This is a genomic window from Rhodococcus cerastii, from assembly GCF_033042195.1.
GTDB lineage: Bacteria > Actinomycetota > Actinomycetes > Mycobacteriales > Mycobacteriaceae > Rhodococcoides.
On record NZ_JAWLKF010000012.1, the window covers coordinates 36657 to 48824 of the forward strand.

At 67.1% G+C, this 12168-nt stretch carries 8 protein-coding genes; 6 read left to right on the forward strand and 2 right to left on the reverse strand.

Translation table 11 applies throughout. The features are described from left to right. Positions 1–45: 45 nt before the first annotated feature. The 6 genes from R3P93_RS18850 to R3P93_RS18875 all read left to right on the forward strand — a co-directional run bounded on the left by R3P93_RS18850 (position 46) and on the right by R3P93_RS18875 (position 9777). Complete coding sequence (locus R3P93_RS18850; protein WP_317533761.1) at positions 46–1860, forward strand: Hsp70 family protein; 1815 nt, start codon at positions 46–48, stop codon at positions 1858–1860. Positions 1861–1867: 7 nt separating this feature from the next. Continuing rightward, positions 1868–4375, forward strand: a complete 2508-nt coding sequence (locus tag R3P93_RS18855) for a helix-turn-helix transcriptional regulator (RefSeq protein WP_317533762.1) — start codon at positions 1868–1870, stop codon at positions 4373–4375. Positions 4376–4417: 42 nt separating this feature from the next. Further along, positions 4418–5557 carry a hypothetical protein gene (locus tag R3P93_RS18860; RefSeq protein WP_317533763.1) on the forward strand — a complete coding sequence of 380 codons (1140 nt, stop codon included), beginning with the start codon at positions 4418–4420 and terminating at the stop codon, positions 5555–5557. Next, positions 5554–7194 carry an Hsp70 family protein gene (locus tag R3P93_RS18865; protein ID WP_317533764.1) on the forward strand — a complete coding sequence of 547 codons (1641 nt, stop codon included), beginning with the start codon at positions 5554–5556 and terminating at the stop codon, positions 7192–7194. Before R3P93_RS18860 ends, R3P93_RS18865 begins: the two co-directional genes overlap by 4 nt. A 75-nt stretch (positions 7195–7269) precedes the next feature. After that, complete coding sequence (locus R3P93_RS18870; RefSeq protein ID WP_317533765.1) at positions 7270–8568, forward strand: S1 family peptidase; 1299 nt, start codon at positions 7270–7272, stop codon at positions 8566–8568. A gap of 87 nt (positions 8569–8655) precedes the next feature. Beyond that, positions 8656–9777 (forward strand): S1 family peptidase, encoded by a 1122-nt coding sequence (locus R3P93_RS18875; protein ID WP_317533766.1) that lies wholly within the window; start codon positions 8656–8658, stop codon positions 9775–9777. On the opposite strand, the gene R3P93_RS18880 is transcribed toward R3P93_RS18875, so the two are convergent. Together R3P93_RS18880 and R3P93_RS18885 are read right to left on the reverse strand one after the other, a co-directional pair. Then, complete coding sequence (locus R3P93_RS18880; protein ID WP_317533767.1) at positions 9774–10892, reverse strand: GNAT family N-acetyltransferase; 1119 nt, start codon at positions 10890–10892, stop codon at positions 9774–9776. The genes R3P93_RS18875 and R3P93_RS18880 overlap by 4 nt on opposite strands. A 170-nt stretch (positions 10893–11062) precedes the next feature. After that, a complete protein-coding gene (locus tag R3P93_RS18885) occupies positions 11063–11719 on the reverse strand; it encodes a hypothetical protein (RefSeq protein WP_094669495.1) in 657 nt (218 codons plus the stop codon). Positions 11720–12168 lie beyond the last annotated feature (449 nt).

Consider the following 12168-nt stretch of genomic DNA (forward strand, 5'->3'; position numbering starts at 1 on the left):
CTGCTGTGAGACGTAACGAATAACCGATCACTGCCGACAGTGCGTGTGACGGCAGTAGTACTGACGGCAGTGCGAGACGAAGGCGGCGACACCACGATGAACGCAGGGCTCGGCATACGTATCGGTTCGGTGACGGCTGTGGCTGCTCTGGACACCGAACCCGTCACCTCGGTGGTCAAGCGTTCGGCACTCGACCTCCGTCCGGGCGAGGCTCCGCGTCTGGCAGAGCTCTGGGACCGTTCGACGCGCAATCTGATCAGCGGATTCGCCGACCGGGTGGGCGATCCGGTGGAACTGATCGACGACGACGGCCGCAGTCACCGCGCCGAGGACCTGTACGCCACCGCTGCTCGCGCACTCGTCGCCGAGGTCTCCGCCGGGACCGATGCCGCTCCTACCGTCGTCGTCACCCACCCCACTCGCTGGACGGCGTACACCGCCGAGGTTCTCGGTGAAGCACTGGAGCGCGCGGGACTCGCCGACGTCACGCTGGTACCGGAGTCCGTCGCCACGATGCGGTGGCTCGAAGTGACGCGCGGCCCACAGGCCGACGGCCTGGCCGTGGTCTACGACCTGGGCGCGACTGCACTCGACGTCACGCTGATGCGCACCGGCTCCGAGGCAGGCACCGTCGGAACCGGGGTGCATTCGGAGGAGTTCGGCGGAGCGCAGTTCGATCACGCGATCATGCAGTACGTCCTCGACACCGTCTCGGGAAGCCAATCCTTCGAGTTCGATCCCTTCGACCCCGATACCGTCGGCGCACTCGTGGAACTGCGGGCCCGCTGCGGCGAGGCGAAGGAACAGCTGTCCTACGACACGTCCACGTCACTGACGGTCGACCTCCCGGGCCTGCACACCGAGGTCCGCCTGGTGCGCTCCGAGGTCGAAGAACTGGTGCGCGCATCACTGCTGGGGTCGATCGGGGTGGTACGCGACGCCGTCACGGCCGCGGGCCTCGACGTCTCCGACATCGACCAGGTGGTACTCGTCGGTGGCAGTTCGGCCATCCCACTGGTCGCCGAGCTCATGTCGTCCGAGCTGCGAGCACCCGTGGTGGCCGGACCGCGACCCGAGCTGACCGTCGCAGTCGGTGCCGCGATACTCGGCAGCGACATCGCCGACGCGACCGCCTCCGACAACGCCGCAGCCTTGGCTGCGATGCCCACCACGGCCGTCGCGTCCGCTGCGGCAGCCGCGCCGATGCCTCGCCCCACTCCCCGGCCCGCACCGGCGCCCACCGCCGTCGAATCGGACTCGGGAATGTCCGGTCGCAAGAAAGCCGGTGTCGTGGCCGGATCCGTCCTCGTTCTCGCGCTTCTCGCCGGCGGAGGCCTGTCGGTGGGCACGGCATTGACTTCCGACAACACCACTCCGGCCGAATCGAACGCGGAAACCTCGATCTCGAGCACCGAGACACCGGGAACCAGCGCTGCGGTGGCCGATGCCGCGACGACGACGCCGGCCACCGGTGAGAACGGTGCTGCCGCACCCGGTTCCGAGGGTGCGCCGACCACGGTGGTCAACGCCGACGGCACGGTGACGCAGATCGATCCGGCCACCGGTGCTCCGGTCGCGGGATCGCCTGCCCCGGCCGACAACGGCGCGGCCACGGTGCCGACCATCCCGTCGGTCGCCGCTCCGACCGTTCCCAACTACCAGCCTCCGGCGGTGCAGATTCCGCAGGCCCCGAGCGTGCAGGTTCCCAGCTACCAGGGTCCCACCCTCGGCGATGTCGGACAGGGTGTCGGCGACGGACTCGGCGGAGTGGTCGGCGGCGTCGGTGACGGGCTCGGCGGTGTCGTCGGCGGCGTGGGTGACGGACTCGGCGGAGCCCTCGGCGGCTTGACCGGCCGATAGGTCGACGGTGACCAGCACTCGATCATCGCTCGTCGGCATCGAGCGCGCCGATCGCTTCGTCCGTGATGCGCTCGTCGCCAACGGATTCCATGTCGTCGTCGGGGTCGACGGCTCCGGTCGATCCGCAGTTCTCGATTCCGTGGCGTCGACGGTGGACGTGTACCCGGGCACCATCGCCGACGCACCGTCCGGCTCGACGGTTCTCGTCGACGACGCGCACCTGCTGTCGGAGCAGCGTCTCGACGAGATCGCAGCGGCTGCAACACGATCGGACATCACCCTGATCGTCGCCACCGCGCCGCGGAGCTTCGATTCCCGCATCGAGAAGCTCGTCGCCTCCGCCGGTTCCAACCGGTTGACTCTGGTTCCGCTGGACAAGGCGGCCATCGCGGCGCGAGCAGCGACCGTTCGACCGATCTCGGCGTCACTCGCCGGTGCCGTCGCCAAGGCGACCGGCGGAATTCTCGCCGCCGTCGATGCGGCTCTCGGCGCACTCGGCGGCGACCGTTCCGATCCGGCTCCACTGCGCGCGGTCGCCGAATCCGTTGCCGAACAACACCGTCGGATGCTGATCGAGACCACCGACGACACGCGGGCACTGCTGCTCGCAGCCCGATTCGGCATCACACCCGATCCTGCGTCGGCCGCGCAGATCGTGGCACGCGCGACCGATGTCGAGTCGATCGTCGACCTGGCCTGCAGCTCCGGACTGCTCGACACCACGGGCACGTTGATTCCGTCCGCGGAAGCCCCGCTGATCGAGATGATCGGAGAGGCGCGCTGCCGAGCCCTGCTCTCGTCCGTCACCGACATCGCCACCCGATCCCGCCTGCTCGACGCCACCACGGCACGTGCGTTGGCAGAGCGAGGCGTCGTCCATCCGGGTCTCGCAGATTTCCTTGCGCAGCAGGCGGATTCGGCTGCTGTCGATGTCGCAGGTGCCCTGTACGACGCGGCGGTCGACGCGGGATTCGACTCGGCGGCGTTGGCTGCGAGGCGGTCCGAGGTAGCGGCTGCCACCGGGAATCCGGACGAGGCGGCGAGATTCGCCGATGTGGTCCTCGACGGCGCTGTCGGGTGCGATGCGACGGATCTGCGGACGGCGGTGCGGGTGTCGGCGTCGATTGCCGCGCAACGTGGAATGGCCTCGCGCAGTGCGCAGTTGTTCGCGTGGCTCGGCGAAGATCGGCTCGGACCCGACGCCGTGTGGGCTGCCCTCTCGGCCGCGGCGGCCGGTGATCGCAGCGCCGCCGACCGTTCGATGGCTGCCGTGACTGCCCTCGCACCGACGTCGAGTATCGCGTCGGGCAGTCTGCTCGTCACCGGGGTGATCGGGTCGATCGATTCGCGGAGCGCAGCCGCGTCGAGTGCCGCTGCCAACGCACTGATGCGGGCAATGACGTTGACGGGCACTACTTCCGATCGTTCGTGCACCCCGGATACTGCCGCTGCCGTCTCGGCGCTGCACGCGGTGCACTGCGGCGACCTACCCCGTGTCGATTCCATCGTGGCGCGAGCACTCCCCGAACACCGTCCGGGAACGGAGGCGCACACCAGACTGAGCCTCGTCGGGGCCTGGGCGTCGATGCTGCGAGGGGATACCGCCGAAGCAGGCATCGCGATCGAGGCACTACGGATTCCGGTGTCACACGTGCGCAATCAATTGTTCCTGCACGCGATTCGGGTGGGCCTGGCTCGCAGGTCCGGTGACGCAGGGTCACTGATCACGGCATGGACCCAGGCCCAGAACGTGATCGCCGAATACTCGACCGACCTGTTCGCGCTGCTGCCCCTGGGCGAATTGCTCTTGGCCGCAACTCGACTCGGCCAGGTGGACCGCGTCGAGCATCTGGTGGCGCAGGCCACCGACCTGCTCGCAGCGCTCGGCGATCCACCCGTGTGGGCGTCGGCGCTGCATTGGTATCAGGTTCAGGCGGCCATCGTGGCACAGACTCCCGACGCGTTGGTCCCGCACGCCAAGGCTCTGGCCGCCGCCGCTCCGACCCATCCGTACAGCGCAGCACTCGCCGCTGCCGGTCGCGCGTGGCTCGGCGTGTTGCAGGGCAGGCCCGACGCGGCCGAGGTGGAGAGTTCAGCACGCACGCTCACCGCCTTCGGACTGCCGTGGGACGGTGCCCGCCTGGCGAGCGAGGCCGCCCTGACCGTCACCGATACTGCGACGGCAACCTCGCTGCTGCACATCGCCAGGTCGTTGCGCCAACCCAGCTCGACGGGTCGCGACAGCCCCAGATCGACCCCGCAGCCGACGGGCTCGTTGAGCGAACGCGAAGCCGAGGTAGCCGAACTGCTGGTACTCGGCGTCACGTATCGCGAGGTCGGCAGCCGGCTCTACATCTCCCCGAAGACCGTCGAGCACCATGTGGCTCGCATTCGGCGCAGGCTCGGGGCGCAGTCGCGGTCGGAGCTGATCTCGATGCTGCGCGCCATGGGGTACGGGGCCTCGACCAGCACAAGTGTGGACACTGTAACTGTGCGGGGACCGGGAGCGACATAACGGCCGAGCACCACTCCCCGATCGAGAACAGGTAGCAGCCCCATGACCGAGCAGCCCGGCAGTGCGAGTGTCGGCACACCGGACGTCGGCCTCTACCTGGACGACGAGCGCGCCGTCGCCGCCGTGTCCCATCCGATCGCGCCCGGACCGTCGCTGCACCTGGCGTCACTGCACCCGACCGTGCTCAACACCCATCCCGAAGGCACCGTCTCGCTCGGAGATGCGACCGACGACGACTCCGAGGCCTACACACACTTTCTCGACTCCCTCGCCGACGGCGTGGGTGTCACCGGCAGCAAGGGAACCGTCTTTCCTGCCGAGCAACTGACGTCGATGGCCCTGTTGTGCCTGCTCACCGAGGTGGCGTCGTCCATCGGTCTGCGGCCGGGTGATCTTGCCGCGGCGGCAACCTATCCCGCCCGGTGGACTGCCGAGCAGGTGTTCGCGCTGCGTTCGGCCATGAATGCGCACGGGCTCGCACACGTCGCGCTGGTCGCCGAGGAAGAAGCGCTCGCCGCGTGGAACGCATCGCTCCTGCCGACCCTGCAGAAGAAGGACACCGCAATCGCCGCGGCCCGCGGTGCTGCGATTCTGGCAGCGCAGTTCCCCGTCGACGCCGTCACCGAGCAGTTCGCGGTGGTGAGCCCGGCGAGATCCGACCGGCGACCACTGTTCGCTGCGGCAGCGTTCGCCGCCGCGTTGACCGTCGGTGCCACGCTCTTCGCGCTGCAACTCGGTACGCCCACCGACACCGACGTCCCCACCATCGACAACGCCCAGCTGGTCCCGAGCACGTCGTCGACCGGCACCGGGTCGGGTGGCCCGATCGACTTCCCCACCGTCGTCGCCGAACCGGCCGCCGAGATCGTTCCTGTCGCTCCGTCGACGGCGACCACCACCACGGAAGAGACGACCCCCACCGAAACCTCCGACCTCCCGCGGAGCGAACCGACCGAGACCGAATCCGGGATCGAGATCGAGACGCGCCCAGCGTTCGAGGCACCCGAGGACGACGACCGCGAGAAGCCTCCCATCGTCGTCGAACCGGTCGATCCGGTCGGACCAGAACTTCCGGTCGAAACAACCCCCGACACCCCTGACACCCCCGACACCGACCCGGACGACGGGCAGTCCGTAACCGAACAGATCGCACCGAACGACCGATCGGCGGAGACCCCATGAGCGATGCCGGTCATCTCGGAATAACCGTGGGCAACACCAGGTCCGTCGCGGCCTATCGCGCATCGACCGAGGACGAACCGACGATCGTCGTCCTCCCGACGACTCTGAGATTCGACGAGGACGGCCGCGCCCACCTCGGTGAACCTGCTGAGTCGGCACCGTTCACTCGGTTCGTCGATCTGGTCGGTCAGCAGGAAAATCTCGAGCCCGACGCCGACGCCTACCGCGCCGAGGACTTGATGGCCAACGCCGCCAACTGCCTCGTCACGATGGTGTCCACGAAGGCCGGCGTATCCAGCGACATGCCCGTCACGACCATGACGTACCCGACGCGGTGGACCCGCGCCGCCGTCGCACTGCTTCGTGACGCCCTCGATCACACCGGCCTCACCGATGTCGCCCTGGTTCCCGACGCGAAAGCCGCCAGCGCGTTCGCGCAGCCGAGCCCGGGAGCAGCGGTCACCGTGGTCGACATGGGGGCCACCGGCACCGATATCTCCACCTTTCCCGGCGGTGGGACGGTACGCACCACCGCCGTCGGCGGAGACGCGTTCACCGACGCCCTCTTCGATCAGGTGGTGACCGATCGCGAGCACATCGACCTGTCCGACGCGGCCGTCCTGGCAGCCCTTGCCGGCGTCGTCGCCTCGTGCGAGGCCGCCAAGCAGACCTTGAGCACGGCCGACGTCGCCACGATCTCGGTCGAACTCCCCGGTGTCTCGCAGTCCGCGACGGTCACCCGAGCCGAGTTCGCAGACCTCGTCGCGCCGTTGCTCCGCCGACTCGACGTTCCGGGGACGGGCACTGTGATCCTCGCCGGCGGCAGCGCCGCACTTCCGTCGGTGGCAACCGACATCACCGAACGCTCGTCGGGCCCGGTGCTCGTCGAGCCGCTCGCTGCCACCCGCGGTGCCCTGCTGCTGGCCGAGGTCGAGGATGTCGACGGCAACTCCATGGTGACCGGTGCCGCGCCGATCGTCACCCGAAACGACGGCACGGAGTCCCTCGACACCGACGCCATCCCGGTCGTCGCGCCCGCGCCGTCCCTCGCGTTCTCCGAGGCGATCCCTGCGGTCGCTCCGGTGTTCGCTCCCTCGGAATTTCGATCCGAGCCGATCGTTCCGGTCGACGAGAACGCCTCGACCACCGCTCACTCTCCGGCCGTCGCCGCTGCGCCGGTAGCGTCGAAGAAGGAACGCAGCGAGCGTTCGCGGACGATCGCCACCATCGTTGCCGGTGCAGCAGCAGGCGTGGTCATCGTTCTCGCGATCGCAGCACTGAGCGGAGTGTTCGGTGACGCTCCCGCCGCGACACCCCCGACCGTCACCGATGCCGGCTCGCCGATCGTCACCTCGACGCGCGCACCCTCGACCACCACCGCCACGTCCGTCGAGCCCGTCTTCGTACCCGAGGTCGTCGAACAGCCGGACGAGCCGTACGTGGCACCCGAACCTGCTCGCCTGCCTGCTCCGGCACCCGCGCCGGTGCCCGCCCCTGCGCCCGTGGTCCCCACCACGACGCCCGTGGTCACCACGATTCCGGTTACGACCACCCCGGTCGAGACGACGACTCCGGCTGAGACCACCACGACCTCAGCTTCGGTGACCACCCCATCCGAAGAGCTCGAAGAACCCTGAGCTGCGCGAACACGGATTCCGAGCCCGATGCCCTAGGGTGGGGCGCTGATGACAAGCACCCGATGAAGGGATTTCATGCGTAACACCGGGGCGCTGCGTGCTGCAGTGCTGTGTTCGACGGCTTTCGTACTTCTTGCTTCGTTCTCCGGAACGGCAGCAGCAGAACCCGTCGTCCAGTCACCCGCCGATCAGCTTCCCCGCGAGCTCGTCGAAGCCGTGCAGCGAGATCTGAAGATCTCTCCGCAGGAGTATCTCGATCGGGCCGCCCGCGCGCAGGAACTCTCCGAATACGCATCGGACTTCCGAGCCAGCCGTCCGGCAGATTTCGCCGGTGCCTGGATCGGACCCGACGGCAATGCCGTCGTCGCCGTCACCTCACCTGCTGCGGCACAGGCCGTCGCCAAGGACGGATACGCCACCGCGCAGTCGCCCGTGTCGGCAGACGGACTCGAGAAGTCGCTGGCAGACCTCAACAGTTGGATTGCCGGCCTTCCCCGCGAGATCTCCGAGCAGATCAACGGAACGGCCATCGACTTCATCGACAACCAGATCGTCATCGATCTGGTGAACAGCCCGATCGGTAGCGCGCTGAATCTGCCCACCCTGCTGGCGAACATCAAGGTCATCCTCTCCCCCGGCGGAAACAAGCCGGTCGACCCGACTCCGATGGGCGGGGACACCTACGTCACCGCCTCGGGACCCATCGCCGACGCTCCGGCCACCGACATCAGCATCTGCTCGTTCGGCTTCAACGCCGTCGACTCCTCCGGTTCGGCCGTCAATCTCAGTGCAGGCCACTGCAACCCGGCCAAGGCCACCGGATCCGGCGGCGCGCCGGTCTACCTGCCCGATCCGGCCGACATCTCGCGCAGCACGCAGATCGGGTCGTTCGATCGGTCCAGCCTGGGCGCAGAGGACGGCCTCGACTGGTCGGTCATCGCCCTGAACGACACCGGCATCGCGTCGGGACTCGACCGCCCCACCGTCCGTGGAGCGAACGGCAGCACCGTCACCGTCACCGGAACCGCATCGCCGGTCATCGGAGCGCCGGTCTGCAAGTCCGGGCAGTCGTCGTCGTTCACCTGTGGAGTGGTTGCGGCCGATCGCGTCGAGACACAGCTCTACATGGAGGACGGCACGTCCCGCACCGTTCGCGGATTCGCCAGCACCGCATGCACTCTCGCAGGTGACAGTGGCGGTGCCATCGTGACCGGAACGCTCGCGTTGGGAATCACCAGCGGATCCAACAGCGGTGGCGCACCCGATTGCAACGAGGCCAACCTCGCTCTGGCGCAATACGGTGGCACGGCAAGCCTGGGCATTCCCATCGATCAGGTCACGCGCGCGACCGGAAGCACACTCCGCACCGAATAGTGGGTACGGCGGGAGCCCTCCACCGCCTATAGTCGTACGACGGGTGAACGGCATCACATCTGCAGATGCCCGGGGGGAGAGGTTTCTATGCGTCGCCGAGCGTTCCGGCTGTCGATGTTCGCTGTGCCGATCGTGGTGACGGCGGCCGTGTTCGCGCCCACCGCTGGGGCGGATCCGGTTGCCGACACCGTGCTGCCTGCGGCGTTGGCCGACGCGGTTGCCCGCGACCTCGGGCTGTCTCCGCAGCAATTTCTCGACCGAGCGGACGCAGCCCGCCGACTGGCCGAGTTCACCGACACCGTCGGTTCCGACGGGGTAGCGAGAGCATGGCTGGACGAGGACGGACGTCCCGTCGTTGCGGTGGCGGACGGACCGGCCTACGCCTACGTGGCAGATGCCGCGTCGGCCAACGGTTTCGGGATCGACGCGTCGCCCATCGAGCTCCCGCCGGCCATTGTCGATGCCGTCCAGCCGCTGTTGGACCTGCTCCCGTTCGATCCGTCACCGACGGCGGGCCCGATCCGTGCGAGTTCGTATCTCGGCGGTGACAGCTTTCTCGCGGGTACACCGGCCGGCCTCGGTCAGCGGTGCTCCCTCGGATTCAATGCCGTCGACCCGACGCGCGGATCGGTCAACATCACTGCGGGCCACTGCAATCCGAACACCACCGACACCGGCTCCGCGGCACTGACGGGCGCGTATCCGATGTACGGCAGTCTCGTGGGCTCGAAATTCGGAACGTTCTACCGAACCAGCCAGTCGCGCAACGATTACGCCTTGATCGACATCGACGACGCCAATGCCGCCGAATTCGAGAGCAACGCCGTGCGAGTCCCCGGAGCAGGCCCACTGCACGTCACCGGGACGGTGGACCCGATCGTGGGAGCACCGGTCTGCAAATCCGGATCCAGAACCGGATTCAGTTGCGGCACAATTCTTTCCACGGGCCAGCACGTCGCACTGGGCGACAACGTTCTGGACCGCGGCTTCTCCACCTCCATCTGCGCGCTACGCGGAGACAGTGGTGGCCCTGTCGTCAGCGGCACCCTCGCGGTCGGCATCGCCAGTGCATCGAACGTGGGCGATCAGCCCTCCTGCGAGGTCGCGACCGTCGTCAGCATGCTGCAGGGTCAGCGGCCCGAGCTGTTCGCCACCCCCATCAACGACGTACTCGCGGAGAACCCGGGCCTGACGATCCGAACGTCCTAGTGCGTGGACGGTCGCAGACGTGACAGCGCCGCGTAGCCGACTCTTCGCGCATGCGCGAACCCGGGCGACAGCTCCCATCGACGCACCAAGCCGACCAGAATCCGAGACCCGACCATGCGTGTGGGGACGCCCACCACGGCCAGCACGTCGTAGCCCGAGGTGGACCAGGACTTCTTGATGTCGTTGACACCGACGCCCAGGTCCAGCACGGTCACGTCGAGCTCGTCGTGGCTCTGGACGAACCATTCCATCATCTGATGCCCGGGTTGGTACTTCGCAACCTCGGGATCGTAATGCGTCAACCAGGCTTCGAGTCGAGCTCCGGTCCGAACACAGATCTGATGCGCACGCCATCGCCCCTCGACGCTCACCCCGGAGAGGGTCAATCTCCCGGCTGCTGCTTCGCGAGCCAGGAAGTCCTTGGCCGACGCCGACGGGTCGGCGGGCGATTCCTCCGCAAGGTAGTCGGTGCGATCGCTGTGGAGCGTCGACGCGGCCGCCAAGCGGGATATGTCCGCCCAGCGTCGCTCGAAGTGCTTCGCATCGCGGATGGTCTCCATCGTGAGGGGACTCCCGGCCCGCTCGGCCTGACGTCTGTACTTCCCGAGCCGCTTCAGCGAACTGTGCCCACGCACGTCCCGAGCGGTACTTCCTTCCGGCACGTCGATCACCGGAACTCGTTCCCGCACGATCGACTCCGAACGCCACCGCGGATGCACACCGAGCGCTTCGACGGCGTTTCGATCGCCGATCATCGAATCCGCGTAGAAGATCAGACCGCAGCGGTCGACGGCATCCCACAGGACACGAGACGACGCGTCGTCCTCGCTGAGCAGTTCCGTCGGAACGCCCTGCCCGGCCCCGAGAATCTTCGCCACTTTCAACGGACCGAGTCGCGTCACGAACATCGGGGCCAAAGCCACCAGACGCGTACCTCGACGCACGTGCACGAAGACCAGCTCACTGCCCGCAGGTCGCGGTGCATTCAACGCATAACTGCGGCGAGAAGAGAAGACCGTTCCGACTCGCTCGGCCAGTGCGTCCCACTCGTCGCGGAGTTCGTCGGACAGCGTTTTGTCCACGGCTCCTATAATGGGTTCGTAGTCGGTTTCCATGCTATTTACTTTACGGAAAGTTTAATAAGCGTGTGAAAGCACTTCTTCGTCGCCCTCGTTCCGTCGGTGCTCGTACGGGTGCGGCGGTGGCCGGAACTCGACGCCGACCCACCCAGAAAGCAGAAAACCCGCACCCTCGACGAGAGTGCGGGTTTTCGGTGAGGACTCGCTTACTTGGCCCAGACCGTGGTGCCCGGTGCCGCATTCAGCGTGTTGATCAGATCGATGCCTGCAACAACAAGGGTGGGTCCGCCGGCGATGATCGTGCCCGCGATGCCGCCGATCGTTGCACCAAGCGGTACCGACGCCAAGCCGACGGGACCGCCGAGGAAGCCGAGTCCACCGACAACAGCACCGATCGCGGTTCCGGTGAAGCCACCGATCGCGGTCGCGATTCCCAGCTGCGACGAGAAGTTCTGCTGCGCCTTGAGGTTCTCCTCAGGCGAGGCGACGGTCGTTGCGCCGATGCTGCGCGAGTTGGCCGAAGCCTTCGTGAAGTCGAGGTCCGGGATCAGACGCAGGGTCTTGCCGTTGTCGTCGACGTTCTGCTCGTACGGGAAGTTGAGTCCGCCGAGGTTGAACGACAGCGGGAGAGTCACGAGGGTGTTGTCGGCGGCGTCGAGGACGTCGACCGTCTTCCCGTCGTCGGCGACCTTGAAGACGCCTGCGTCGATGGTGGTGACGATCGTGCGATCTTCGAGATCGACGGTGTAGTTGGTGTCACCGGGGGCCGTTTCATCGGCGGGCTGTGCGTATGCGGTTCCGCTGGCCAGGCCCATCGCGACTGCGACGAGGGCCGACGTGACGACCAGTTTGCTGAGTTTCATGTGGAGTTCAGTTCCGTTTCTGTGGCGTTGAGTGCTTGGCAGTACCGCTAGGCAGCCGTCAAGCGCAAAGTCACCCCGATGACTCTTTTGCGACTTTTGGTGCGCCCGAATTGTAGCGTAAGAATCGGACCGGTCGTTGTCCTTTTGTGACAGGTTCTCCACCTGTCAGTTACCCACTGTCACAAACATTTTGGATATTCGCAGCACAGCGGCTCGAGTCAAGTCATGCTGGGATCGGAGATGTCGATCGTTCGAACGATCGAGGAAGAACGAGCGCGTGATCCCACCGGCCCCAGACGGCCCGTCGGCGACATCCCGCCACACGAACGGAGTAGGTAAGGACTGCCTTCTCGACAGCACCTCGACGGCCTACGCATACGGTGATCTGCGAGACAACCTACTGACGAGTTCAGCCCACCCGTCGGACGGCCTCACTTCCCCACCCACCA

Bases quoted from the DNA above. Each gene is read 5' to 3' on its own strand.
- R3P93_RS18880 (WP_317533767.1), bottom strand. From the start codon at position 10,892: ATGGAAACCGACTACGAACCCATTATAGGAGCCGTGGACAAAACGCTG.
- R3P93_RS18860 (WP_317533763.1), top strand. From the start codon at position 4,418: ATGACCGAGCAGCCCGGCAGTGCGAGTGTCGGCACACCGGACGTCGGC.
- R3P93_RS18885 (WP_094669495.1), bottom strand. From the start codon at position 11,719: ATGAAACTCAGCAAACTGGTCGTCACGTCGGCCCTCGTCGCAGTCGCG.
- R3P93_RS18870 (WP_317533765.1), top strand. From the start codon at position 7,270: ATGCGTAACACCGGGGCGCTGCGTGCTGCAGTGCTGTGTTCGACGGCT.
- R3P93_RS18875 (WP_317533766.1), top strand. From the start codon at position 8,656: ATGCGTCGCCGAGCGTTCCGGCTGTCGATGTTCGCTGTGCCGATCGTG.
- R3P93_RS18865 (WP_317533764.1), top strand. From the start codon at position 5,554: ATGAGCGATGCCGGTCATCTCGGAATAACCGTGGGCAACACCAGGTCC.